Source organism: Microbacterium sufflavum (genome assembly GCF_023091155.1).
GTDB lineage: Bacteria > Actinomycetota > Actinomycetes > Actinomycetales > Microbacteriaceae > Microbacterium > Microbacterium sufflavum.
Window position 1 is genome coordinate 2,553,660 of sequence record NZ_JAHWXK010000001.1, and the last position, 25,719, is coordinate 2,579,378.

Annotated in this window: 21 protein-coding genes; 17 read left to right on the forward strand and 4 right to left on the reverse strand. The window is 71.2% G+C overall.

From position 1 onward, the window contains the following. Entirely contained in the window at positions 1-1,314 is a 1,314-nt protein-coding gene (locus KZC56_RS12305; protein WP_247638661.1) for a M50 family metallopeptidase, read from the forward strand. 21 nt (positions 1,315-1,335) lie between these two features. Here the strand turns inward: KZC56_RS12305 and KZC56_RS12310 are convergent, their stop codons facing one another. Further along, positions 1,336-3,219: a chorismate-binding protein gene (locus KZC56_RS12310; protein WP_247638662.1), complete on the reverse strand. Its 1,884-nt coding sequence runs from the start codon at positions 3,217-3,219 to the stop codon at positions 1,336-1,338. Positions 3,220-3,434: 215 nt separating this feature from the next. On the opposite strand from KZC56_RS12310, the gene ispG reads away from it, so the two are divergent. Together ispG and KZC56_RS12320 are read left to right on the forward strand one after the other, a co-directional pair. Next, positions 3,435-4,586 carry a flavodoxin-dependent (E)-4-hydroxy-3-methylbut-2-enyl-diphosphate synthase gene (ispG, locus tag KZC56_RS12315; RefSeq protein WP_205812722.1) on the forward strand — a complete coding sequence of 384 codons (1,152 nt, stop codon included), beginning with the start codon at positions 3,435-3,437 and terminating at the stop codon, positions 4,584-4,586. A 50-nt stretch (positions 4,587-4,636) separates the two neighbouring features. Further along, complete coding sequence (locus KZC56_RS12320) at positions 4,637-5,503, forward strand: alanyl-tRNA editing protein (protein WP_206251393.1); 867 nt, start codon at positions 4,637-4,639, stop codon at positions 5,501-5,503. Here KZC56_RS12320 and KZC56_RS12325 read toward each other — a convergent pair. Continuing rightward, a complete protein-coding gene (locus tag KZC56_RS12325; protein WP_247638663.1) occupies positions 5,472-6,929 on the reverse strand; it encodes an RNB domain-containing ribonuclease in 1,458 nt (485 codons plus the stop codon). The two genes, KZC56_RS12320 and KZC56_RS12325, sit on opposite strands and share 32 nt — an antisense overlap. A gap of 105 nt (positions 6,930-7,034) precedes the next feature. On the opposite strand from KZC56_RS12325, the gene KZC56_RS12330 reads away from it, so the two are divergent. The 3 genes from KZC56_RS12330 to KZC56_RS12340 all read left to right on the forward strand — a co-directional run bounded on the left by KZC56_RS12330 (position 7,035) and on the right by KZC56_RS12340 (position 10,790). Then, a complete protein-coding gene (locus KZC56_RS12330; RefSeq protein WP_247638664.1) occupies positions 7,035-8,090 on the forward strand; it encodes a zinc-dependent alcohol dehydrogenase family protein in 1,056 nt (351 codons plus the stop codon). A gap of 131 nt (positions 8,091-8,221) precedes the next feature. Beyond that, positions 8,222-8,992, forward strand: a complete 771-nt coding sequence (locus KZC56_RS12335; protein ID WP_136032878.1) for an isocitrate lyase/PEP mutase family protein — start codon at positions 8,222-8,224, stop codon at positions 8,990-8,992. A 40-nt stretch (positions 8,993-9,032) separates the two neighbouring features. Further along, a complete protein-coding gene (locus KZC56_RS12340) occupies positions 9,033-10,790 on the forward strand; it encodes a proline--tRNA ligase (protein WP_247638665.1) in 1,758 nt (585 codons plus the stop codon). 18 nt (positions 10,791-10,808) lie between these two features. Here the strand turns inward: KZC56_RS12340 and KZC56_RS12345 are convergent, their stop codons facing one another. Next, positions 10,809-11,309, reverse strand: a complete 501-nt coding sequence (locus KZC56_RS12345) for a pyridoxamine 5'-phosphate oxidase family protein (RefSeq protein WP_136032881.1) — start codon at positions 11,307-11,309, stop codon at positions 10,809-10,811. A gap of 140 nt (positions 11,310-11,449) precedes the next feature. On the opposite strand from KZC56_RS12345, the gene KZC56_RS12350 reads away from it, so the two are divergent. From KZC56_RS12350 to KZC56_RS12375, 6 genes are all read left to right on the forward strand, one after another. Then, positions 11,450-12,490 (forward strand): LOG family protein, encoded by a 1,041-nt coding sequence (locus KZC56_RS12350; RefSeq protein WP_247638666.1) that lies wholly within the window; start codon positions 11,450-11,452, stop codon positions 12,488-12,490. A 106-nt stretch (positions 12,491-12,596) separates the two neighbouring features. After that, entirely contained in the window at positions 12,597-13,580 is a 984-nt protein-coding gene (gene nusA, locus KZC56_RS12355) for a transcription termination factor NusA (RefSeq protein ID WP_136032885.1), read from the forward strand. Between the two features lie 76 nt (positions 13,581-13,656). After that, positions 13,657-13,896 carry a YlxR family protein gene (locus tag KZC56_RS12360; protein ID WP_240744613.1) on the forward strand — a complete coding sequence of 80 codons (240 nt, stop codon included), beginning with the start codon at positions 13,657-13,659 and terminating at the stop codon, positions 13,894-13,896. A 94-nt stretch (positions 13,897-13,990) separates the two neighbouring features. Next, positions 13,991-16,738, forward strand: a complete 2,748-nt coding sequence (gene infB / locus KZC56_RS12365; protein WP_206251390.1) for a translation initiation factor IF-2 — start codon at positions 13,991-13,993, stop codon at positions 16,736-16,738. Between the two features lie 69 nt (positions 16,739-16,807). Continuing rightward, the gene (rbfA, locus tag KZC56_RS12370; RefSeq protein WP_136035107.1) at positions 16,808-17,233 is read left to right on the forward strand and encodes a 30S ribosome-binding factor RbfA; all 426 of its coding nucleotides are present in this window, start codon (positions 16,808-16,810) and stop codon (positions 17,231-17,233) included. Between the two features lie 105 nt (positions 17,234-17,338). Next, positions 17,339-19,474: a LuxR C-terminal-related transcriptional regulator gene (locus tag KZC56_RS12375; protein WP_247638667.1), complete on the forward strand. Its 2,136-nt coding sequence runs from the start codon at positions 17,339-17,341 to the stop codon at positions 19,472-19,474. Positions 19,475-19,481: 7 nt separating this feature from the next. On the opposite strand, the gene KZC56_RS12380 is transcribed toward KZC56_RS12375, so the two are convergent. Beyond that, positions 19,482-20,348: an iron-sulfur binding domain-containing protein gene (locus KZC56_RS12380; protein ID WP_247638884.1), complete on the reverse strand. Its 867-nt coding sequence runs from the start codon at positions 20,346-20,348 to the stop codon at positions 19,482-19,484. A 142-nt stretch (positions 20,349-20,490) separates the two neighbouring features. Here KZC56_RS12380 and truB point away from each other — a divergent pair, with 142 nt between their 5' ends. From truB to KZC56_RS12405, 5 genes are all read left to right on the forward strand, one after another. Continuing rightward, positions 20,491-21,384: a tRNA pseudouridine(55) synthase TruB gene (gene truB, locus KZC56_RS12385; RefSeq protein WP_247638668.1), complete on the forward strand. Its 894-nt coding sequence runs from the start codon at positions 20,491-20,493 to the stop codon at positions 21,382-21,384. Next, positions 21,381-21,749: a hypothetical protein gene (locus KZC56_RS12390; protein WP_136035100.1), complete on the forward strand. Its 369-nt coding sequence runs from the start codon at positions 21,381-21,383 to the stop codon at positions 21,747-21,749. The genes truB and KZC56_RS12390 overlap by 4 nt, the downstream gene beginning before the upstream one ends. Positions 21,750-21,805: 56 nt before the next feature. Continuing rightward, on the forward strand, positions 21,806-22,243 hold the full coding sequence (locus KZC56_RS12395; RefSeq protein ID WP_205812769.1) for a hypothetical protein: 438 nt from the start codon (positions 21,806-21,808) through the stop codon (positions 22,241-22,243). Next, on the forward strand, positions 22,240-23,190 hold the full coding sequence (locus KZC56_RS12400; RefSeq protein ID WP_136035096.1) for a bifunctional riboflavin kinase/FAD synthetase: 951 nt from the start codon (positions 22,240-22,242) through the stop codon (positions 23,188-23,190). Before KZC56_RS12395 ends, KZC56_RS12400 begins: the two co-directional genes overlap by 4 nt. A gap of 209 nt (positions 23,191-23,399) precedes the next feature. After that, positions 23,400-25,544, forward strand: coding sequence for a DEAD/DEAH box helicase (locus KZC56_RS12405; RefSeq protein WP_247638669.1), 2,145 nt, complete (start codon positions 23,400-23,402; stop codon positions 25,542-25,544). The last annotated feature ends 175 nt before the right edge of the window (positions 25,545-25,719 follow it).

A 25,719-nucleotide genomic window follows, 5' to 3' on the forward strand; every position in this document is an offset into this window, starting at 1 on the left:
GTGGAAATCCTGCTCTATGTGGGCGGCATCCTGTTCATGCTGATCGGCCTCGGCCTCTCGATCGGTCTGCACGAGGTCGGCCATCTCGTCCCCGCGAAGCTCTTCGGCGTGCGCGTCGGCCAGTACATGATCGGCTTCGGCCCGCGGCTGTGGTCGAAGCGGATCGGCGAGACCGAGTACGGCTTCAAGCTGCTCCCGCTCGGCGGGTTCATCTCGATGTCCGGCATGTATCCGGCGTCGAAGGGGGAGCGACCGGCGTCCGGGGTGTTCCGCACGCTCATCCAGGACGCCCGCTCGGCCAACGACGAGACGATCGCCGAGGGCGCGGAGGACCGGGTCTTCTACAAGCTGCCGGTGTGGAAGCGCGTGATCGTGATGCTCGGCGGTCCGCTGATGAACCTGGTCCTGGCCGTGGTGATCTTCACGGTGCTCGTGTGCGGCATCGGCGTGCAGCAGGGGACGACGACCATCTCCGCGGTGAACGAGTGCGTGGTGCCCGCGTCGTCGACCGCCACCGAGTGCGCCCCGGACGACCCGGAGTCCCCCGCGGCGGAGGCGGGGGTGCGACCCGGTGACGTGCTGGTGTCGATCGACGGTCAGCCCGTGTCGACCTTCGAGCAGGCGACGACGATCGTCCAGGCCTCGCCCGGCGAGACGCTTGAGCTGGTGGTGCGGCGCGACGGGGCCGAGCAGACGCTGAGCCTCACGCCCATCGCGGCGGAGCGCACCATCACCGACGCGAGCGGGCGGCCCGTGCTCGACGATCAGGGCGACCCGGTCGTGCGCGAGGTCGGGTACGCGGGGATGATCTCGCAGATGGGCTTCGTGCAACAGCCGCTGAGCGCCGGACCGGAGATGGCCGCCGAGAACGTCGCGAGGGTGGCGTCGCTCATCGTCACGCTGCCCGTGCGGCTGTGGGATGTGGGTGTGTCCCTGGTCACCGGGGGCGAACGTGACCCGAACGGCCCGTTGAGCGTCGTCGGCGTCGGGCGCCTGGCCGGCGAGGTCGCGGCGACCGATGCCCCGATCCTCAACCGGTTCGCCGTCCTCCTGGGGCTGCTGGGGTCCCTCAACGTGGCGCTGTTCGTGTTCAACCTGATCCCGCTGCTGCCGCTCGACGGCGGTCACATCGTGGTCGCGCTGTGGGAGGGGGTCAAGCGGGCATGGGCGAAGCTCTTCCGGCGCCCGCCGCCCGCACCCGTGGACGCCACCCGGCTGGTGCCGCTGACGGTGGTGGTGGCCGTCCTGCTGATCGGGATGGGCGCGCTGCTCCTCGTCGCCGACCTGTTCAACCCCGTCAAGCTGCTCGGCTGACCGGCCCGGCACCGGCGCCGGTCACGCGAGGGCGTACGACACCAGGCGTTCGAGCGTGCGGATGCCGTCGCGCGACAGGATCGACTCCAGGTGTCCCTGTACGGACGCGAAGCGCGGGCCGCGGAGTGCGAACACGTCGCCGGAGCCCGGGTCGGCGGAGACCTCCGCATCCCCGATCCTCGTGGCACCGGGTGTCACACGCGCGGTGAAGGTGTTGTAGAACCCGATCGAGGCGTCCTCGCCGAACACGGGCACCGACTTCTGCAGTCCCTGATGCGGGGCGGCCAGCGGGACCAGCGCTGCGCCTTGACGGTCCGCGAGGATCTGGTGGCTCAGGCACACGGCGAGCAGGGGGGCCTCGGCGTCGAGCCGTCGCTCCACGACCGCGCGCATCCGGGCGATCCGCGCGCTGCCGGTATCGCGGGGGTCGCCGGGGCCGGGGCCCGCGACGACGAGGTCGGCCGCGGCCACTGCGTCGTCGGTCACGGCATCCCAGGCGGAGATCGTCACGTCCAGGCCGAGGTGACGCAGCTGGTGGGCGAGCATCGTGGTGAAGCGATCCTCGGCATCGACCACGAGGGCGGAGCGCCCCGTGAACGGGCCGGTGAACTCCTCGCCCTGCGGGTTCAGCCAGAACTCGGCGAGGCGGGCGTTGCGGGAGGACAGCAGCGCGGCGATCTCCGGGTCGTCGGCGAGGGAGCGGCGTGCACCGGGGGCATCGGCGTCGCTGCGAGCCTCGGCCGCACGGTCGCGGTCGATCGCCCCGATGGCGCCGAGCACGCCCGCCGCCTTGCCGTGGGTCTCGGACACCTCGCCGTGCGGGTCGGAGTGGCGCACGAGGGTCGCGCCGACGGGGACGCTGAGCTCGCCGTCGGCGAGATACACGGTCCGGATGAGGATCGGGGCGTCGAGGTCGTGCCCGCCGTCGGCGTTCGGGGTGAACAGCGCTGCGACGCCCGAGTAGTAGCCGCGGGGCTTCTTCTCGTGGCGACGGATCACCGCGCACGCGTTCTGCATCGGTGAGCCCGTGACCGTGGGAGCGAACATCGTCTCGCGGAGGATGTCGCGCGGATCCATGCCGCTGCGTCCGCGGAGCATGTACTCCGTGTGGGTGAGGCGGGACATCTCCTTGAGGTGCGGGCCGGTGATGCGCCCGCCGTCGGCGCAGACGGCGCTCATCATCTTGAGCTCCTCGTCCACCACCATGAACAGCTCCTCGGTCTCCTTGGTGGAGGCGAGGAAGGCGGCGAGGGTCCCCTTGGTCGAGCCCCCGGCCGGGTGCCGGAAGGTGCCGGAGATGGGGTTCATGGTGACGACGCCCTCACGCGCGACGACGTGCGCCTCCGGGCTCGCGCCGACCGCGATCCGCCCCGGGGTGACCACCGCGAACGTCCAGTACGCCCCGCGCTCATGCGCGAGCAGGGCACGGAACCACGTGAGGGCGGCCGTGCGGTCGTCGGTGTCGATGCTGGCGGTGTAGTCGCGGCGGATCACGAAGTTCGCGCCCTCGCCGCGTCCGATCTCGTCGGAGATGACCGTCTCGACGATGGCCGCGTACTCCTCGTCAGCGATGTCGAAGCCGCCGTCGTGCAGGGGGACCGACGAGGTCGGCAGCGCATCGAGCACCGCAGGCGTCGGCAGGTGCAGGTGCTCGTCCACCACGATGCAGCGCAGGGGAGCGCCGTCGTCCTGCGCGACGAAGCCGCGCTCGCGCACCTGGCGGTAGGGCACCAGTGCGAGCACCTCACGCGGCACGCCGTCCGCGGTGAGCGGGATGTCGGCGAGCAGGTCGACGTCGACGACCTCGCCCGTGAGCAGCTCGACGGAGTCGGCGCCGTCGCGCGCGATGAGCACGAAGGATGCGGCCGGATCGGCGCTGAGCTCGGCGAGTCGTGAGAGGGTCATCGATGTCTCCTGTGCAGGGCTCCGGCTCGGCGCAACGAAAAGACCGCCCCGGAGGCGGTCTGGATTCGTGGGAACGCGAACACCGCCTAGGAGGCGGGCCACCAGGTGAGGTTCGCGAGCATGGGGCGAAACTACCACACGCGGCACCCGCGACCCGGGCGGATGACGGGCCGCGCATCCAGCCCGCGCGCATCCGGGCGGCGTAGGCTGAGGGGGTGCCAGCTGTGAACCTTGGGATGCCTCGCATCCCCGAAGTCCTCGCCCCGCGCCGCAAGTCCCGCCAGATCAAGGTCGGCAAGGTGCTCGTGGGCGGCGACGCCCCCGTCAGCGTGCAGTCGATGACGACCACCAAGACGACCGACATCAACGGGACCCTGCAGCAGATCGCCGAGCTCACCGCCTCCGGGTGCGAGATCGTGCGCGTCGCCGTGCCGTCCCAGGACGACGCCGACGTGCTGCACATCATCGCGAAGAAGAGCCAGATCCCGGTGATCGCCGACATCCACTTCCAGCCGAAGTACGTGTTCCAGGCGATCGATGCGGGCTGCGCGGCCGTGCGGGTGAACCCGGGCAACATCCGGAAGTTCGACGATCAGGTGGGCGCGATCGCCAAGGCGGCGCAGGACGCGGGTGTCTCGCTGCGGATCGGCGTGAACGCCGGGTCCCTCGACCGCCGCCTGCTGGAGAAGTACGGCAAGGCCACGCCCGAGGCGCTCGTCGAGAGCGCGGTCTGGGAGGCGTCCCTGTTCGAGGAGCACGACTTCCACGATTTCAAGATCTCCGTCAAGCACAACGACCCGGTCGTCATGGTCAAGGCGTACCGCCTCCTGGCCGAGCGGGGCGACTGGCCCCTGCACCTCGGCGTGACCGAGGCCGGGCCGGCGTTCCAGGGCACGATCAAGAGCGCGACGGCCTTCGGCATCCTGCTCGGTGAGGGCATCGGCGACACCATCCGCGTGTCGCTGTCGGCGCCGCCCGCCGAAGAGGTGAAGGTCGGCCACCAGATCCTGCAGTCGCTGAACCTGCGGGAGCGCAAGCTCGAGATCGTGTCGTGCCCGTCGTGCGGTCGCGCACAGGTCGACGTGTACACGCTCGCGGAAGACGTGACCGAGGGTCTCAAGGACATGACGGTGCCGCTGCGTGTCGCCGTCATGGGCTGCGTCGTGAACGGTCCCGGAGAGGCCCGCGAGGCCGACCTGGGCGTCGCCTCCGGCAACGGCAAGGGGCAGATCTTCGTGAAGGGCGAGGTCATCAAGACCGTGCCCGAAGAGGACATCGTCGCGACGCTGATCGAGGAGGCGAACCGCATCGCCGCCGAGATGGGCCCGGACGCACCGCTCGGCACCGCGCAGGTCGTTACGGCCTGACCGTCGTCCGCACCCCGATCGCCATCCCCGCCGTACCGCACAGGAGAAGCATGTCCTCGCCCACCGTCGTGACCTTCGCCACCGGCTCCACGAGTGGAGAGGGCGTCGTCACCCACGTCGAGAGGACGCCGGAGGGCGTGGTGGTCGTGGTGGACGAGACCCCGTTCCACCCCGTCGACCACACCTGGCCCGACCAGCCGGGTGATGCCGGGACCCTCACGGTCGACGGCTCCTCCGTGGCCGTGGCAGAGGCCGTCATGGCGGCCGTGTCCGACGACGGCACGTTCGCGGTGGGTGCCGACATCCCCGTCAAGCGCGGGGCGGAAGGGTGGACCTGGCTGGTCGGCCACCGCCTCACGGGCGACGCCCCGGCGGCCCTGGTGCCCGGGGTCGCCGCGCGGCTGGACGTCGATGCAGACCGTCGCGCTGGCCTGAGCCGCGGGCACACCGCCTGTCATCTCGCGTCCCTCGCCCTCGACCTCGCGGTCGCCGACCTGTGGCGCAAGGACCCGGGCGCCGACGCCCTCGGCACCCCCGACTTCGAGGGGCGCGCCAACCAGACGAGCCGCATCCACGCGGATGGCGCCGTCGACGAGTACCGCCTGGGCAAGAGCCTGCGCCGCGCGGGCTTCGACACCGAGACCTTCGCGTCGACCCTCGCCGACCGCGAACAGCGGATCAACGCACAGCTCGAGGCGTGGGTCGAGTCCGCCGCCGCGAGCCGCGTCGAGACCGAGGGTCCGACGATCGTGGACCGTCGCCGCTGGCACTGCGAGCTGCCGGAGGGCGAGGCCGTGATCCTGTGCGGGGGCACCCACGCGCACTCGCTCGACGAGTTCGTCGCGATCCGGGTGGCGTTGGACCTGTCGGATCCTCAGCTGCTCGTCATGACGACGACCGCGACTCCCGCGGCCTGAACTCTTCGGCGACGCCCTCGAACTCCACCTCGCCCTTCGCGATGTCCGCGCGCGCCACGCGCACGCGGAGGCGATCGCCCGGCTTCACGCCGACGGGAGCGGGGGCGCTCGCCGTGACCGCGGGCTCGGCGATCTGGATGGTCACGCGCTCGCCGCGATCCTCGACGACGGTGGCGTCGAGCTCGGTGCCGACCAGCGGGGTCAGCAGCGCCGCCTCCACGGCGTTGACAGTCCCGGACGCCAGCCGGGAGGCGCGCTGACCGGACTCCTGCATCACGCCTGGCAGATCGGCGAGCGAGTCACGCACCCATGCCGGTACGGGTGCGCCGCTCGAGACCGCCAGGCAGATCGCCAGCGACCACCGGTCGACGAGTCGCCGCAGGGGCGCGGTCGCATGCGCGTAGGGGGCGGCGATGGCGGCCTGGACGGCGTCGTCCGGAGCCGTGCCGTCGAACACCAGATAGCCCGCGCCGCGGAACAGTGACGACGCGGCTTCGAGCACGGGCAGCGTCAGCGGGTCGTCCCTGTCCAGACCGCGCAGGAACTCGCCATAGGTGCCGTCGGTCCACGGGCGACCGAGGGCGATCGTCTGCAGGCGGAACGTCTCGAAGGCGGCATCGTCGGGCTCCGGCATCGTGCGCAGGATGCCGACGCCCGCACCCAGCATCAGCTGCGCTGCCGCCATCCCCGTCATGATCGACAGCTGAGCGTTCGCCTCCTCGATCGGGAGGGGACGGCGACGCACGATCGCGTAGCTGCCGTCCTCCGCGCGCACGACCTCCTCGTCGGGAAGGTTGAGGCTGGCCCCGCCACGCTTCCGCTCCCGCTCGAGCCGAAGGGCGCCGATCTCCGGGAGGAGCGCCGCGGGTCCACCCTCGCCGCGATCGAGGGCGGCCTGCGTCGTCGCGTAGTCGAGCTGGGCGCGGGAGCGGATGAGCGCCCGTTCGAGCCGGAAGTCGCCGACCTCCCCGGTCTCGTCCAGCGCGAAGGTCCACACCAGCGCGGGGCGGTCGGCGTCGGCGAGGAGGGAGGCGCGGTCCTCGCTGAGCACGGGAGGGTGCAGCGGGATCGTGCCGTCCGCCGCGTACAGGGTCTGTCCGCGCCGACGGGCTTCCGCATCGACCGCCCCGCCGGGCTCGACGAAATCGGGGACGTCCGCGATCGCGTAGCGCACGGTGTACCCCGACGAGGTCTTCTCCAGGTGGAAGGCCTGATCGAGGTCGCGCGAGCCCGCCGGGTCGAGCGTCGCGAAGGGGATGTCGCGCAGGTCGAGCTCGGGTGTGGATCCGCTGGCGCGCTCGGCCTCGGCGAGCACGTCGGGTGGGAACGAGGTGGGTGCGTCGAGCGCTTCGCGGAGGTCGGCGAGCGCGGCGGCGAGCTCGGTCTGGGCGGCGGAGGGAGCGACATGGGACCGGCGCTGAGGCATGGCTCCCACCCTAGGCCGAGAAGCCCCGGTCTCCGGAGGCGTTCTGTCGGTGGTGGCGCGTAACATTTCACCGACGACGTCAGGGTGACGCCGGAAGGGACAGCCATGAAAGCACTCGTCTACCACGGAGCCGGTGAGAAGCGATGGGAGGAGGTTCCGGATCCGACCATCCTGGCGCCGACCGACGCGATCGTCCGCATCGAGGCCACGACCATCTGCGGCACCGACCTGCACATCCTCAAGGGCGATGTCCCGGCCGTGACCGAGGGGCGCATCCTCGGTCACGAGGGTGTCGGGGTGATCACCGAGGTCGGAGGAGCCGTGACCGATCTCGCCGTGGGGGACCGCGTGATCATCTCGTGCATCACCTCGTGTGGGAAGTGCGACTTCTGCACCGCCGGGCTGGCATCGCACTGCCGAGCCGAGGAGGGGGCGTCGGGGATCGGCTGGATCCTCGGGCACCTGATCGACGGCACGCAGGCGGAGCTGGTGCGGATCCCGTTCGCCGAGACCTCGCTGCACCGGCTTCCGGATGGCGTCTCCGCCGAGACGGCGGTCGTGCTCAGCGACATCCTTCCCACGGGCCACGAGATCGGGGTGCAGTACGGCGGCGTGAAGGCGGGCGACGTGGTCGCCGTCGTCGGCACCGGGCCGGTGGGCCTCGCGGCGATCATGACCGCGCAGCTCTACGGGCCGAGCAAGATCATCGCGATCGACCTCGACGCGAACCGTGTCGAGCAGTCCAGACTCTTCGGGGCCACGCACGGCGTGGTCGCCGGCGCCGAGGACTGGCGCGATCAGGTGCTCGCCCTGACCGACGGGCTCGGCGTCGACGTCGCGATCGAAGCCGTGGGTGTTCCGGCGACCTGGAGCATGGCGCTGGACATCGTGCGCCCCGGCGGGCACGTCGCCAACGTGGGAGTCCATGGCGCGTCCGTCGACTTCCCGATCGATCGCCTGTGGATCCAGAACCTCACCATCACGACGGGCCTGGTGAACGCCGACACGGCGCGCATGCTCACCCGGCTCGTCGCCGAGGGTCGGATCGACCCGGCGGTGTTCGTCAGTCACCGCTTCGCGCTGGACGCCATCGAACAGGCGTACGACACGTTCGCGCGGGCCGCGGAGACGAAGGCGCTGAAGGTGGTGCTCACCGCCTGAACGCACAGGGGACAGAGGGTCGGCATGGGGGGATGCCGACTCTCAGCATCCGTCGGCGCCCCGCGACCGGGCCGAGACATCATCCCCACCGCTGCGGCCCTCGCGTCCGTGCCGGGCGTTAGCGTGGGGACATGACCACTGCTGCGAAGGCTCAGACCCTTGTCGGACTCTATGACGCGCCGGAGATCCTCCGCGTGGTGAACGTGTGGGACGTCGTGTCGGCGCGCGCGGTCGCCGCTCTGCCCGAGACGAAGGCGATCGCGACCGCCGGACACGGCATCGCCGCGACCTTCGGCTACGACGACGGCTCCACCCCGCGCGAGCTGATGATCGACATGGTGGGACGCATCGCCGCCGCCGTGCAGGTCCCGGTCACCGCCGACCTCGACGACGGCTACGGCGACGCGGGGGAGACCACGCGGCTCGCGATCGCCGCCGGTGTCGTCGGGGCGAACGTCGAAGACCGGCTGAAGCCGCTCGACGAGTCGGTGGCCGCGGTCGAGGCGATCGTGAAGGCAGCCGAGGCGGAGGGCGTGCCGTTCGCGCTCAACGCCCGCACCGACGCGTTCGTGCGCGCGGGTCACCGTCCCGTCCAGGAGAGCGTCGCCGATGCGATCCAGCGCGGCCGCGCTTTCCTCGACGCGGGAGCGACGGCCGTGTTCGTGCCCGGGATCCTCGACGCGAACGTGACGCGGCAGCTCGTCGAGGGCATCGGCGAGCGCAAGGTGAGCGTCATCGGCATCCCCGGTGCGCTCGCCGCCTCGGAGTACGAGAAGCTCGGCGTCGCCCGCATCTCGTACGGTCCGCTGCCGCAGCGGGTCGCGCTCACGGCGCTCCAGGAGCTGGCGGAGAGCCTGTACGCGGGCGGCGTCGTCCCGCAGGGCCTGCCCGCCCTGAACTGACGCGGCGGGACGGGGGACCACGGCTCACTACACTTGAGCCGTGGTCACTCGTCTCTCGAACTTCTTCCTCCGTACACTCCGTGAAGACCCTGCCGGTGCAGAGGTCGCCAGTCACAAGCTGCTGATCCGCGCCGGGTACATCCGACCGCAGGCCGCGGGCATCTTCGCGTGGCTGCCGCTCGGGCTGCGGGTGAAGGCCAAGATCGAGACGGTCATCCGCGAGGAGATGGCCGCCGCGGGTGCCCAGGAGGTGCACTTCCCGGCGCTGATGCCGCGGGAGGCTTACGAGGCGACGGGTCGCTGGGAGGAATACGGCGATCTGCTGTTCCGCCTCCAGGACCGCAAGGGGGGCGACTACCTGCTCGCCCCGACGCACGAGGAGGCCTTCACCCTGCTCGTGAAGGACCTGTACTCGTCGTACAAGGATCTGCCGCTGACGATCTACCAGATCCAGGACAAGTACCGCGACGAGGCGCGGCCCCGCGCCGGCCTTCTCCGCGGCCGCGAGTTCACGATGAAGGACGCCTACTCGTTCGACGCCTCGGACGAGGGGTTGGACGTGAGCTACCAGTCTCAGCGCGACGCCTACGAGCGGATCTTCCAGCGCCTGGGACTCGAGTACGTGATCGTGCAGGCGGATGCGGGCGCGATGGGCGGCTCGCGCAGTGAGGAGTTCCTCCACCCCACCCCCGTCGGCGAGGACACGTTCGTGCGCAGCGCCGGTGGTTACGCGGCGAACGTGGAAGCGTTCACGACCGAGGTGCCTGCGCCCGTGCCGTTCGACGCCGACGCGACCCCGGTGATCTTCGACTCGCCCGACACCCCCACCATCGAGACGCTCGTCTCGCACTGCAACCGTGAGCTGGAGGGCGAGTACACGGCGGCGGACACGCTCAAGAACGTCGTGCTCGCGCTGAAGCACCTCGACGGCACCCGCGAACTCGTCATCGTGGGCATCCCCGGCGACCGCGAGGTGGACGAGAAGCGCGCCGAGGTCGCCTTCGCTCCCGCCGAGGTCGAGACCGCGACCGCGGACGACTTCGAGAACAACCCTCTGCTCGTCAAGGGCTACATCGGTCCGTGGTCACCCACGGGCGCGGTGCTGGGGGAGGAGTCCGCCACCGGCATCCGGTACCTCGTCGACCCGCGGGTGAGCGAGGGCACCAGCTGGATCACCGGGGCGAACATCGACCAGAAGCACGCCCACTCCGTCGTGATGGGCCGCGACTTCGCCGCCGACGGCATCGTCGAGATCGCGAACGTGCGCGCGGGTGACCCCGCGCCCGACGGCTCCGGTCCGGTCGAGCTCGCGCGCGGCATGGAGATCGGCCACGTCTTCCAGCTCGGTCGCAAGTACGCCGAGGCGCTGGGACTGAAGGTGTTGAACGAGAACGGCAAGCTCGTGACGGTGACGATGGGCTCGTACGGCATCGGTGTCACGCGCATCCTCGCGATCATCGCCGAGCTGAACAACGACGACAAGGGACTGATCTGGCCCGCGTCCGTCTCCCCGTTCGACGTCCAGGTGGTGGCGGCGGGCCGCGACCAGGTGGCCTTCGACGTCGCGGAGGAGATCTCGCAGCGGCTGGAGAGCGCGGGACTCGATGTCCTGTACGACGACCGTCCGAAGGTCTCGCCCGGCGTCAAGTTCGGCGACGCCGAGCTCGTCGGTGTGCCGCGCATCCTGATCGTGGGTCGCGGTGCCGCCGAAGGACAGGTCGAGCTGTGGGATCGGCGCAGCGGCGAGCGTGACGCGCTGTCCATCGAGGAGGCGGTCGCGCGACTCACGTCGCGCTGACCTCGGTGACCGCGCGGCTCAGCAGGTGATGCGGCCGTGATCCATGGTGTCGTCCGGGGTGTCGTGGGTCACGAGGGCTTTCAGCGCCCCGGCGGCCATCGCGATCTTCCCCTTGGCGGGTTCCCAGAACTCGGTGACCCGCGGGGTGACCCGCAGGAGGGCGATGCCCGGCGTCTCCAGGCCGTCGGCGAACCAGATGTCGAGTGACGGCGAGTAGAGCTCTTCCATCTTGGCGCGGTCGTGCACGACCTCCGCGGTTCCGGCGACGGAGACGTAGCGCATGCCCTTGGAGTCGCAGTACGCGAGCCCCACGTCGTGGTTGCGGCGTGCCTCATCGACCTTCTCGGTGTCCTCCGCGGTGAAGAACCAGATGTCTCCCGCATCGTCCATCTGCCGGGTGGACATCGGGCGGCTCACGAGGTGGCCGTCCTCGTCGACGGTGGTGAGCATCGTGATGTCGATGTCCTCCACGAGCTCGGAGACGCGGGCGAGGGCTTCAGGTCCGGTGATCTCGGTCATGGAGCCAGGATGCCCCCGCCCGGTCGCCGCCGCAGGGGCGTTGACAGGGGCGGACGAGCGTGCTGACGCCGCGCGTGGTGCTCCGCCGCGCGGACGGCGTTGCGGGGCCCGATCGCGTGCGAGCATGACACGCTGGTGACATGGCCGAACAGTCCCTTCCTCCCGCGCTCACGTCCGAGATCAACGCCGTGCTGGACGAGGCGGGCGTGCACGCGGATCGGCGCCTGGTGATGCGGATGCTCCGGACCGCGCTGCAGCTGGGGGAGGACGGCACGGATCGCCTCGACCTCAAGATCGCCTCGGCGGCGCTGGCCGAGATGCGCGACGCCTTCCGTCTGTTCGCACCGTTCCGCGGTGTACCGAAGGTGACGGTGTTCGGCTCCGCCCGCACGCGCCAGGACGACCCGCTGTACGTGCAGGCGCGGGACGTGGCCGCCGCGCTCGCCCGCGATGGCTGGATGGTGGTCACGGGCGCCGGCCCCGGGATCATGCAAGCCGCGGCGGAGGGAGCGGGCCCCGCGCTGTCGCTCGGTGTCTCCATCCGGCTGCCCTTCGAGGAGAAGGCCAACGCGGTCGTCGCAGGTCAGGACCAGGTGGTCGCGATGAAGTACTTCTTCACGCGCAAGCTGATGCTGATCAAGGAGTCGAGCGGGTTCCTCTGCCTTCCCGGCGGGTTCGGGACGCTGGACGAGATGTTCGAGCTCCTCACGCTCCAGCAGACGGGTAAGGCGGAGCCGACGCCCATCGTCCTGCTCGACGAGAAGGGCGGGTCGTTCTGGGAGGGGATGCGTCGCTTCGTCGACGAGCACCTCGCGCCGATGGGTGTGATCTCGGAGGGCGACTTCGATCGGGTCGTGATCACCGATTCGGTGGAGGCGGCGAGGGCGGAGATCACGGGCTTCTGGCGCAACTACGACTCGCTGCGCTGGGTGGGTGACGCGCTGGTGCTGCGGCTGCGCGCGGAACCGACCGAGGCCGAGGTGGCGGAACTGAACGAGGCGTTCGGCTCGATGCTGTCGGACGGTCGCATCGAGCGGACGCCGCCGCTGCCGCCCGAGGCGGCCGACGACGATCGCCTCGACCTGCCGCGTCTGATGCTGCACCTGGATCAGCGCCAGGTCGGCAACCTGTTCCGCCTCATCGGGGCGATCAACGCGCTGCCGTCCGCCCCGACCGCCTGACCCGCCCCCGCCCCTGCCGCGTGGCCGGGGTCTCCGACGCACGGTATCGTTGTACGGATGTCGCGCGTGCGATCAGGCGCGACGAGAGCTGAATAGGGAGGCCGTCATGGACATCGAACTGAGTCTGCTGCGAGGGATCGAGAAGGAGAAGGCGATCCCGTTCGACGAGCTCGTCGCGATCATCGAGCAGGCGATCCTGACCGCGTACTCCAAGCACGTGTCGCCCGAGGGGGCGGCGCCCGAGGGCGTCCGCGTCGAGCTCGACCGTACGACAGGGCACGTCGCCGTGCTGCAGGTCGTCCGTGACGAGGAGGGCGCGGTCATCGGCGAGGAGGACGCGACCCCCGACGACTTCGGGCGCATCGCCGCCTTCGCCGCCAAGCAGGTCATCAGCCAGCGCCTCCGGGACATCGCCGACGACGCCGTGCTGGGCGAGTTCAAGGGGCGTGAGGGCGACATCGTCGCCGGCGTCATCCAGCAGGGGCCCAACCCGCGGATGATCCACGTCGACCTCGGCTCGGTCGAGGCGATCCTCCCGCCGGAGGAGCAGGTGCCCGGCGAGGAGTACACGCACGGCTCGCGTCTGCGCGTGTACGTCACGAGCGTCGCCAAGGGGCTCAAGGGGCCGCAGATCACCGTGTCGCGCACCCACCCGGGCCTCGTCCGCAAGCTGTTCGCGCTCGAGGTGCCGGAGATCGCAGCCGGACTGGTCGAGATCGTCTCGCTCGCGCGGGAGGCCGGTCACCGTACGAAGATCGCCGTGCGCGCGAACGACCCGTCGATCAACGCGAAGGGCGCGTGCATCGGCGAGCTCGGGCGGCGCGTACGCGCCGTCACGGAGGAGCTGTCCGGCGAGAAGATCGACATCGTCGACCACGACCCCGACCTCGCGACCTTCGTCGCCCATGCGCTGTCACCGGCGAAGGTCACGAGCTCGTTCGTGCTCGACGCCTCCACCAAGGCGGTCAGGGCGCTCGTGCCGGACTACCAGTTGTCCCTCGCGATCGGCAAGGAGGGGCAGAACGCCCGCCTCGCCGCCAAGCTGACCGGCGCGAAGATCGACATCCAGCCGGACAGCGTCCTCGACTGATCGGACTCCGCGGCCCGCCACGCCCCGGGGCGGGCGAACGCGGACGGAACGCAGGTGTAAGATGGATCCCGTACGAATGTGCGTCGGTTGTCGCACGCGTGCTCCCCGCTCCGCCCTGCTCAGGGTGGTGAGCCAGAACAACACCCTCGTCCTCGATGAGCGTGCTGTCCTGCCGGGACGAGGCGCGTGGGTGCATCCGACACAGGAATGCATGGATGCCGCCCTGCGGCGCCGTGCTTTCGGACGTGCACTCCGTGTGTCCGCCACTCTGGACACGCAGACCATCGAACAGCATCCGCTGAGAACCAAAGGCTGAACGGCTATGGAAACAAAGTGAACGGCTCGAAATGAGACCCGTCCGCGACTAGTGGTCTGCCCTGTCTGGGCAGACCGACCCAGACAGGAGAATTGTGGCTGGTAAACCACGCGTACATGAGATCGCCGCTGAACTCGGCGTCGACAGCAAGGTCGCCCTCGCGAAGCTCAAGGAGCTCGGCGAGTTCGTGAAGAGCCCGTCGTCGACGGTCGAGCCCCCGGTGGCGCGCAAGCTGCGCGCCGCGATCGAGGCCGACCCGTCGCTCAAGGCGTCCGGCGAGCCCGCGGCGGCCAAGCCCGGGCCCAAGCCCGCGGCGAAGAGCTCGGCACCGACCCCCGGCCCGAAGCCGGGACCCAAGCCCGGACCCGCGGCTCCGGCCGCTCCGGCACCCGCCGAGGCTCCCGCCGCCGCACAGGCTCCGGCGGAGAAGGCTCCGGCTCCCGCGGCTCCGGCCAAGCCGTCCGCTCCGGCGCCGGCCGCCCCGTCGTCGGGTGACGGCAACGCCCCGAAGCCCGGTGCGCCGCGCCCCGGCAACAACCCCTTCTCGTCGGCGCAGGGCATGGGGCAGCGCCCCGCCGGTCCCCGTCCCGGCAACAACCCCTTCGCCTCGGCGCAGGGCATGGGACAGCGGCCGACCCCCGGCAACATCCCGCGTCCGCAGGCGCCGCGTCCCGGGGCTCCTCGTCCCGGAGCGCCCCGTCCGGGTTCGCCCCGTCCGGGTGCGCCTCGTGGCGGCCAGGGCGGTCGTCCCGGTGCTCCGTTCCAGCAGCGCACGGGCGGTCCCGGTCGTCCGGGTGGCGCCGGTGGCGGTCCCGGTGCGGGCCCCCGTCCCGGTGGTGGCTTCGCCGGTCGTCCCGGTGGCGGCGGTGGTCGCGGTCGTGGCCCCGGTGGCGGCACGGCCGGTGCCTTCGGTAAGGGCGGCGGCAAGAGCAAGCAGCGCAAGTCGCGGCGGGCGAAGCGGCAAGAGTTCGAGATGCGGAGCGCCCCGGTCGTCGGCGGCGTCAACGTCACGCGCGGCAACGGCGAGACGATCCGCATGCGCCGCGGTGCGTCCATCGCGGACTTCGCCGACAAGATCGAGGCACTGACCGGCTACACCGTGCAGCCGGGCACGCTCGTGACGATCCTCTTCAACCTCGGCGAGATGGCCACGGCCACCGAGTCGCTGGACGAGGCCACGTTCGAGGTCCTGGGTGAGGAGCTGGGCTACAAGGTCCAGATGGTCTCGCCCGAAGACGAGGACAAGGAGCTCCTCGAGGGCTTCGGTCTCGACCTCGAGAAGGAGCTGGCGGAGGAGAGCGAGGACGACCTCGAGATCCGTCCCCCGGTCGTCACCGTCATGGGTCACGTCGACCACGGTAAGACGCGCCTTCTCGACGCGATCCGTCAGACGAACGTCATCGAGGGCGAGGCCGGCGGCATCACCCAGCACATCGGTGCGTACCAGGTCTGGACCGAGCACGAGGGCATCGAGCGGGCCATCACCTTCATCGACACCCCGGGTCACGAGGCGTTCACCGCCATGCGTGCCCGTGGTGCCCAGGTGACCGACCTCGCGATCCTCGTGGTCGCGGCCGACGACGGCATCATGCCGCAGACGGTGGAGGCCCTGAACCACGCCCAGGCGGCGAACGTGCCGATCGTGGTCGCGGTCAACAAGGTCGACAAGCCCGAGGCCAACCCGGCCAAGGTGCGTCAGCAGCTGACCGAATACGGTCTGGTGGCCGAGGAGTACGGCGGCGACGTGATGTTCGTCGACGTGTCGGCTCGCGCGAACACCGGCATCCAGGACCTCCTGGACGCCGTGCTGCTCACCGCGGACGCCGGTCTCGACCTCACCGCCAACCCGAACAAGGCCGCTCGCGGTGTCGCCATCGAGGCGAAGCTCGACAAGGGCCGCGGTTCGGTCGCGACGGTGCTGATCCAGTCCGGAACCCTGCGGGTCGGTGACGCGATCGTGGCGGGTACCGCCTACGGCCGCGTGCGCGCGATGATCGACGAGAACGGCGAGACCGTCGAGGCGGCCGCGCCGTCTCGCCCGGTCCAGGTGCAGGGACTCAACTCCGTGCCCCGCGCCGGCGACGTCTTCATCGTCACCGAGGAAGACCGCATGGCCCGTCAGATCGCCGAGAAGCGTGAAGCGGTCGAGCGCAACGCCCAGCTGGCCAAGGCCCGCAAGCGCATCTCGCTCGAGGACTTCACCCGTGCTCTGGAAGAGGGCAAGGTCGAGTCGCTCAACCTCATCATCAAGGGTGACGTCTCCGGTGCCGTCGAGGCGCTGGAGGAGTCGCTCCTCAAGATTGAGGTCGACGACTCGGTCCAGCTGCGCATCATCCACCGCGGTGTCGGTGCGATCACCGAGTCCGACGTGAACCTGGCGACGATCGACAACGCGATCATCGTGGGCTTCAACGTCCGCCCCGACACGAAGGCGCGCGAGCGCGCCTCCCGTGAGGGCGTGGACATCCGCTTCTACTCCGTCATCTACAACGCGATCGACGAGATCGAGAGCTCGCTCAAGGGCATGCTCAAGCCGGAGTACGAAGAGGTCCAGTCGGGTGTCGCCGAGATCCGCGAGGTGTTCCGCTCCTCGAAGTTCGGCAACATCGCCGGTGTCATCGTGCGGTCGGGAACGATCACGCGCAACGCGAAGGCCCGCGTCATCCGCGACGGCGTCGTCATCGCCGATGGCCTGGCCATCGAGTCGCTGCGCCGGTTCAAGGACGACGTCACCGAGGTGCGCACCGACTACGAAGCCGGTATCGGCCTCGGCAAGTACAACGACATCCAGATCGGCGACGAGATCGAGACCACCGAGATGGTCGAGAAGCCTCGCGGCTGATCGGGTTCGATACCTTCGGGCGGGGATGCTGAGGCGTCCCCGCCCGAAGGCCTCTGAAGGGAAAGAGCTATGGCAGGCGAACGACAGGCACGACTCGCGGACCGCATCCGTGTGATCCTCGCCGAGCGTCTCGAGAAGGGTCTGCGCGACCCGCGGCTCGGGTTCGTGACCATCACCGATGTCCGCGTGAGCGGAGACCTGCAGCACGCCTCGGTGTTCTACACGGTCCTCGGCTCGGAGGAGGAGCGCATCGCGAGCGGTGCCGCCCTGACCTCGGCGACGGGCATGCTGCGCAGCGAGGTCGGCCGACAGCTGAGCACGCGTCTCGTGCCGACGCTCGAGTTCATCCCGGACGCGCTCCCGGAGAACGCCGATCACATCACGGCGCTGCTGCGTGAGGCGCAGGAGCGGGACGCCGAGGTCGCGAAGCTCGCCTCCTCTGCCTCCCCGGCCGGCGACGCCGACCCGTACCGCTCGGTCGACGACGAGGACTGATCCGTTTGATACCCTCGGGTCCGCGGGGATGACATCCGATGGACCTGGGGGATCGGCATTCCAGCGACGGTATCGAGCGACGGCGGTGTCGTCGCGCCCGCGATCGTGGAGCTGCTGCTCCGCGATCTTCTCGCGCGCGAACTGGTCTGCGCGCCGCACGTGGTGGCGCGACTGGCCGCGCGTCTCGCCGCCGATCCGCCGAGCGTCGTCGAGGTCGCGGAGCGGCTGACGCCGGACCAGCGGCTGGGACGGCGCGCGCTGCCCTCACCCCTGCCCCTGACGCCCGCGGTCGAGCGTGCCTTCGCGGAGCTCGAGCTCTCGGAGCGTGACCGCACGCTGCTGCTCGCGCAGACACTGCGCAGCGGCGACGACCTCGGCACCCTGGTCGCGTTCGACGGCCGGTCGGCGCGGGAGCTGGCGGCCTCCCCGGTCGGCGCACTGCTCGTGATCCATGCGGGCCGGGTGCGACTGTCCGACCCGCGCCTCTCGGTGTGGATTCAGGCGCTGTCGACCTCGGCGCGGACGGCGGAGGTGCATTCCCGGCTGGCGGGACTGCACGCGGCCCTCGGCGATGAGGACGCAGCCGCGTGGCATCGGGCGCGCGCGTCGTTGACCGGCGACCCCGCGGCCGCACGGACGCTGGTCGGTGCGGCGCGGAGACTGCTCGGCGCCGGACGGGAGGAGCGCGCGCTGGCTCTCGCCCGGGAGGCCGCGGCGCACGTGTCGGGCCGCCGGCGGGACGGGGCGATGCTGCTCGCCGGACTCGCGGCCGTCGGCGCGGGGCTCGCCGGGGATGCCGTGCACGATCTCGGCAGCCTGTATCCCCGCGCGTCGGCGCGGCTCCGGGGACGGGCGCTCGGGGGACTGCTGGTGGCGCAGACGTTCGTGCTGGGCGCGGTGCCGGATGTCGATCCCGCGCTGTTCCGACCGCGGAGCGCGAAGGGTCGGGCGGCATGGCGCGACTGGACGAGAGCGGCCGGACTCGCGGCGCTGCTGTGCGCGGAACGAGGAGACCGGGCCCCGATGCGCCTGTGGCTCGACGCGGTGCGCGAGGGAGCCGCGGTCGTCGGGGCCGAGACCGGGCTGCGGGAGCCCGTCGTCGCCCTGTGCTGGCTTCTTGCGGGGGACAGCGAGGTCGGCGATGGAGAGGGTGAGGGGCCGCTGTGCGGAACCCTGCTCCGGGCGCTCCGACTCGCCGCTCGCGGTGACATCGAGCAGGGGCTGCGCCTGCTGCGCGACGACTCGCCCCTGGCCGATCTCGAACCGGACCATCTGGTGCCGGGGCTCGAGCGCAGTCCGCTCGTGCGCGCCTATCGGGCGGTGGCCGAGACGCTGCTGCTGGTGTGGCGTGGTGACATCGGTGCGGCGCGGGAGCGGCTGCTCCGCGCCGCGGTCGAGCTCCCGGTCGCGCTTCCGTTCGCGGGACTGGGGGTCGTCCTCGCGCGGCGGCTCGATCTCGCCGTGCGGGGGGAGATCGGACCGGTCGCCCACGCCCTCACGGCCGTGCTTCCGGTGGGGGGAGGCGTCGACGGGTTGGTCGACAGCGGGATCGAGGCCTTCCTGGCGGGCGCGGTGGACGCGGCGGGGGCGGCGGTGGAGCTCTGGCGCGACGGCGGGGCTCCGGAGCCGGTGCTCGGTGTTCCCGGGCTCGAGGAGGTGGCTGTCGCGGCGCAGGTGCAGCGCGCGGCGTCCGGGCCCGTCACACCTCCGGACCTCGCGGTGGCACGCGACCTCCGGGTGCGCCTCCTGGCGGCGTCGGCGGGGAGCTGGCCGTCGGAGCGGGACGACGTGCGGGAGACGGCGCGCACGCTGCGCTCCCCGTTCGCGCGGGCGCGCGTCGAGCTCGTGCTGGGTCTGCAGCACGCGGTGCGTGACGACCATCTCGCCGCACGGATGCACCTGCAGCGGGCGGAGCGGCTGTTCGAGGCGGCGGGTGCGGACGCGTGGGCGCGGGCGGCCAGGGACAGGATCGATCGGCTCGACACGACGGCGGCGCAGCTCGTCCCCGCGCCGGAGCGGCTCTCGGTGTGCCGCAGCGTGTGGAGGCGGCGGCTCACCGCCCGTGAGCTCGACGTCGCGATGCTGGCCGTTCGTGGCGCGGGCAACCGCGAGATCGGTCGAGAGCTGAGCGTGTCGGTGCGGACCGTGGAGGTGCACCTCGGGCGCGTGTTCGCGAAGCTGGAGGTGCGCAACCGTGTCGAGCTCACGGCTCTCGCCCACCGCACCGAGCGTCACCTGTGATCCGGGGTCACCGGGGGAGCGTGAGCCCTTCGCCGTCGGTCTCGGCGAGGCCGTCCGCGATGAGGGAGTCGATCGCCCGGTCGCGCTGCCGGGCGTCGGGCCACTCCGGGATCACCGCGGCCAGGGGGACGGCGTCGGGGGCGGCGTCGCGGAGGAGGCGCAGCACCGTGCCGCGGGCCTGACGGTCCGATCCCTCGTAGGCGGCCTGGCGGCGTCGAGCGTCGCCGGTGTCCGGTCGACCGGCCGCCAGCCAGGCGCACTGCTCGGCGATCGGGCACACCTCGCAGCGCGGTGCCCGAGCCGTGCAGATCGTGGCGCCCAGCTCCATGGTCGCCGCGTTGAAGAGCGCGGCCTCCACGTCGTCGTCCGGCAGCAGCGCGTCCATGAGGGCGAGGTCGCGCCGGGACGGCGGCGCCGGGTGTGCGCGCCCCTCGACCGCCCTGGCCAGCACGCGTCGGGTGTTGGTGTCGACGACCGGGTGCCGATCACCGTACGAGAACACCGCGACCGCTCGTGCCGTGTAGTCGCCGATGCCGGAGAGTGCCAGGAGCGCGTCGACGTCACGCGGCACGACACCTCCGTGCCGCTCGACGACCTCGATCGCGGCGCGGTGGAGCCACAGGGCACGGCGCGGGTAGCCGAGGTTGGCCCACTGCTGCACGACCTCGGCGGTCGTCGCCTCGGCCATCGCCGCGGGGGTCGGCCACCGCGTCAGCCAGGCGTCCAGATGCGGGATGACCCGGGTGGCGGGGGTCTGCTGCAGCATGAACTCGCTGACCAGCACGCCCCAGGCGCCGAAGCCGTCGTGGAACTCGCGGCGCCGCCACGGCAGGTCGCGGGCGGCCGATCGATACCATGACGTCAGGTTCGGCATCGTCGTGGGGGAAGACGGCGGAACGGGCACCCCGCCAGCCTAGGCGAGCGGGATCGGGACGACCGGGCCGAGGCACGGAGCCGTCGTACGAGGTGCGCGGCTGACGCACGGACGGCGCACCACGCGTCGGTAGGCTGGAGGGATGGTCCCCTCCGGCATCCTCCTCGTCGACAAGCCCGGCGGGCTCACCAGTCACGACGTGGTCGCCCGCACGCGGCGGGCCTTCGGCACCCGCAAGGTGGGTCACGCCGGCACGCTCGACCCGATGGCGACCGGGCTGCTGGTGATCGGCATCGAGGGTGCGACGCGGCTGCTCACCTACGTCGTGGGTGCCGACAAGACCTACCTGGCCACGATCCGGCTCGGCGCCACCACGACCACGGACGACGCCGAGGGTGACACGCTCACGGTCGCCGAGTCTGCGGCGTGGTCGACCGTCACCGACGACGCGATCGCTGCCGGCGTCGCCGCGCTGACGGGGGAGATCTCCCAGGTGCCCAGCGCGGTGTCGGCCATCAAGGTCGACGGACGTCGCGCCTACGACCGGGTGCGCGCGGGGGAGGAGGTCGTGCTCGCGGCCCGCGAGGTCACGGTCAGCCGGTTCGACGTGCTCGCCAGCCGTCGCGGCGAGGACCACATCGACCTGGACGTGATCGTGGACTGCTCGTCCGGCACCTACATCCGCTCCCTGGCCCGCGACCTCGGTGCCGCGCTCGGGGTCGGGGGCCATCTGACGGCCCTGCGGCGGACCAGGGTCGGCCCCTTCGACGCGGCGGACGCGGTGGGCGTCGACGAGCTGGAGGGCGCGCCGACGCTGACCCCGGCGCAGGCGGCGTCCCGCATCCTCCCGGTGCTCGCGGTCTCGGCGGATGAGGCGAGGGACCTGCGGCACGGGAAACGCCTGGTGGGCCAGGCCGATCGGCTCTCCGGCGCCCTCGTCGCGGCGATCGATCAGGACGACGTGCTGGTCGGCATCGTCGAGAGACGCGGCGCCGACGTCAAGAGCGCCATGAACATGCCGGAGGCCGTCCGATGATCCTGTGGTTCACGATCGTGCAGATCGCGGTGGCGGTCGCCGCCGGCGTCTTCTGCCTGGTGGCCGGTCTGGCGGGGCGCCGGCCGAGCGACTTCTCGGTCGGCGCGCTCGCACTCGTCGAGTTGCTGCTGATCGGGCAGGTCGTCGTCGCGATCGTCGCCCCGCTCGCGGGGAACCCGCCCACGGGCGATCTCCTCGAGTACTGGGTGTATCTGGTCTCCGCCGTGCTGCTGCCGATCGGCGCCGTGCTGTGGGCCCTGATGGAGCGCAGCCGCTGGAGCACGGTCGTGCTGGGCGTCGCGGCGCTCGCGATCGCGGTCATGCTGTGGCGCATGCAGGCCATCTGGACCGTCCAGGTCGCTTGACGGCGGGAGCCCGGCGGAGTCCGGCGTCCCGCCGCGGCTCTAGGATGGAATGCGCTATGAGCTCCACCGCCCCCTCCACCCGGATGACCGGAATCGGTCGCGTCCTCGTGATCGTCTACGCCGTCATGGCGCTGGCTGCCACGGGGCGCAGCTTCGTGCAGATCGTGCGCCGGTTCGATGAGGCGCCGCTCGCGTACACGCTGTCCGCCGTCGCCGCGCTCGTCTACATCCTCGCGACACTGGCGCTGATCTTCGCCCGGCGTCGCGGGTGGTACACCGTGGCGTGGGTCGCGATCGTGTTCGAGCTCACCGGCGTTCTCGTCGTCGGGGTGCTGAGCATCCTGCTTCCCGCGCTGTTCCAGCACGAGACCGTGTGGTCGCTGTTCGGCCGCGGCTACCTCTTCGTGCCGCTGGTGCTTCCCGTCTTCGGCATCTGGTGGCTGCGCACGCACCGCCCCGTCGCGGTGGAACGCCCGGTGGAGGCCGTCGCGTGATCGTGTTCCGCAGTCCGGAGGAGGTGCCGGACGGCTTCGGACCCAGCGCGGTCGCCATCGGCAAGTTCGACGGGGTGCATCGAGGGCACCGCGCCGTGATCCAGCGGCTGAAGGACACCGCGGCCGCCACGGGGAGCCGGGCGGTCGCCGTCACCTTCGACCGCAATCCGCTCGCGGTCCTGCGCCCCGACCGGTGCCCCGAGAACGTCGTCACGGTGGAGCGCAAGCTCGAGCTGCTCGGCGAGCTGGGCCTCGACGCGACCCTAATGCTCACCTTCGACGAGGAGCTCGCCGCCCGCTCGGCGGAGGACTTCGTGGTGGACATCCTGGTGGGCGCGCTGCAGGTGTCGACCGTGTTCGTCGGCGCGGACTTCCGGTTCGGGCATCGCGGGGCAGGCACACCCGAGCTGCTGCGCGAGCTGGGCCCCCGCTACGGCTTCACGGTCGAGGTGGTCGAGGACGTGTACCTCGAGGGGTCGTCGCGGCGCGTGTCGTCGAGCTGGATCCGCGAGCTGCTCGTGGACGGCGACGTCGCGGGCGCCGCGCGGGTGCTGGGGCGCTCTCCCGATGTGCGCGGCGAGGTCGTGCACGGCCTCAAGCGCGGCCGCGAACTGGGCTTCCCCACCGCCAACCTCTCGACCATCGTCGACGCGTTCGTCCCCGCGGACGGCATCTACGCCGGCTGGCTGGTCGACCACGACACCGGCATCCGGCATCCGTCCGCGATCTCCGTCGGCACGAACCCCACGTTCGACGACGTGCTGGTCCGCCAGGTCGAGGCGCACGTGCTGGGAGAGACGGGGCTCGACCTCTACGGGCACGACGTGACGGTGGAGTTCGTGGAGCGGCTGCGCGGCATGGTGGCGTTCGAGGGCATCGAGAAGCTCATGTCGCAGATGGCGGCCGATGTGGCGCAGGCTGCGGCGATCCTCGGCGTGGAGTCCTGACCGCTGCACCGCGATTCCGGCGCGCGGTTCCGCGGGCGGTCGGCCCGATGACATAGAATGGGAGCAGGCTCCCGCCGACCCGCGCACCGCCGTGAGCGCCGGAGGGAGACGATCCACGGTCCGCACGGTCCTGGCTCACGCCACACGCGGACGACGAGAACGGCCATCGGCTCCCTGGGGGCGCCGGGCCCTTCAGGCTCAGGAGGAGCATGCCGACCACGGCAACCGCCGCCACGCGGCGCAAGAAGACGTCCCGTCGCGACGACGAGGCACCCCTCATCCCGATCCTCGCGCGCAAGGTGCGCGAGATCGAGGCGAAGTCCCAGCGCGGCAAGCTGGGCCCGACGAACCGCACGAAGTTCCAGGTCATCGCGTTCCTGGTGCGTGAGGAGCGCGCGCGGGTCAAGGCCGACACCGAGATCACCGACGCCGCGCGCACCGAGCTGCTCAAGCGTCTGGACGGCGTCGCCACGATCCTCGCCAAGACGGCCGCGCGCGACACCTCGCTCATCCAGCTGCTGGAGGCCGACCAGGCCACGTCGCCCGTCGCCAAGCGCATGCGCCGCGACTGGCTGCTGGAGTCGGGCGCCGAGCTGCCGCCCGAGGAGCTCATCATCGCGGACCAGGTGCCCGTGCAGGCCCCCGTGGTGCCGGCCGCGATCGCCGAACGTCAGGTGACGCCGCCGTCCGTGGAGTCGCGACAGCTCGCCAACCCCTTCCTCGCGCCCGACCTCACGCCGCGCCCGGCCAGCACGCCCCGGCGCCGCCTCGACGGCTGGGAGCTGATGGGGCCGCTGTACAAGGCGTTCGAGACCGGCGCCGGCGGTGCGGCAGCCTCGATGGAGCTTCCGCCCGCGCCCGAGTTCGACCACGTGTCGCCCAAGGGCCTCGACGTGATGGTGCACCAGTCGCGCTTCCTCGAGGCGGTGCGCGCGGGGCACCGCAGCTTCCTGCTCGCGGATGAGCCGGGTCTGGGCAAGACCGCGCAGTCGGTGCTGGCGGCATCCGTCGCAGGCGCCTACCCGCTGCTCGCCGTGGTGCCGAACGTGGTGAAGATGAACTGGGCGCGCGAGGTGGAGCGGTGGACGCCGCAGCGCCGCGCGACCGTCATCCAGGGCGACGGCGACGACATCGACGCGTTCGCCGACGTGTTCATCGTCAACTACGAGATCCTCGATCGTCACCTGTCGTGGCTCGCGACCATCGGTCTGCGGGGCATGGTCGTCGACGAGGCGCACTTCATCAAGAACCTGTCGTCGCAGCGCTCCCAGAACGTGCTGTCGCTGGCCGCGCAGGTGCGTGAGCGCACGCCGGGACACGACCCGCTGATGCTCGCGCTCACGGGTACCCCGCTGATCAACGACGTCGAGGACTTCGACGCCATCTGGCGCTTCCTCGGGTGGACGAACGGCGAGAAGCCGGGACCGGCGCTCATGGAGAAGCTCGACGCGACCGGGTTCACGCCCGCCGACAAGGCGTTCTATCCCGAAGCGCGGGACGCGGTGATCTCGATGGGCATCGTGCGCCGCAAGAAGAAGGACGTCGCGGCCGACCTCCCGGACAAGCTCGTCGCAGATCTGCCGGTGCAGCTCGACGACGAGTTCGGACGCAGCATCCGTCAGGCCGAGCGCGAGCTGGGGGAGCGGCTGGCCGCGCGCTACCGCCGCATCATCGAGGCACGGGGCGATCGCGGGCTCCTTCCCGGCGAGATCGACGACGACATCGTGCGCCTGGTCGCTCAGAACGAGCTCGAGGAGTCGAAGGCCGCGGGCACCGGCGGCGACAACGTCTTCACGATGGTGCGCCGCATCGGTCAGGCCAAGGCGCCGCTCGCGGCCGACTACGCGGCGCAGCTGCAGCGGTCGGTCGGCAAGGTCGTGTTCTTCGCGAAGCACATCGACGTCATGGACCAGGCGGAGGCGCACTTCGCCGCCGCGGGCATCCGCGCGGTGTCGATCCGCGGCGATCAGACCACGACCGTGCGTCAGCAAGCGATCGACGACTTCAACGGCGACCCGGACGTGGGCATCGCGGTGTGCTCGCTGACGGCTGCCGGTGTGGGGCTCAACCTCCAGGCCGCGTCGAACGTCGTGCTCGCCGAGCTCTCGTGGACGGCGGCCGAGCAGACGCAGGCCATCGACCGCGTGCACCGCATCGGGCAGGACGAGCCGGTGACGGCGTGGCGCATCATCGCCGCGCACACGATCGACACCAAGATCGCGGAGCTCATCGACCAGAAGCAGGGCCTCGCGGCCAGGGCGCTGGACGGCGAGGCGACCGAGGAGGCGGCGAGCGAGTCGGTGCAGCTGGCGGCCCTCATGCACCTGCTGCGCGAGGCCCTCGGCGGGAGCTGAGCCTCCGCTAAGAACGCGACTTCTTAACGCCGGATTCGCCTCGGATCGGGCTTCGATCTCAAAGTTCGCGGATTCCGCGGGTCGGGCGCGTCAAGATCCTGGTTTTTCGACGCGTCCGAATGGCGGCGGAGGGCGGCGTGCCGCTAGGGTCGATCCCAGGCACCGTCGCCTTTCC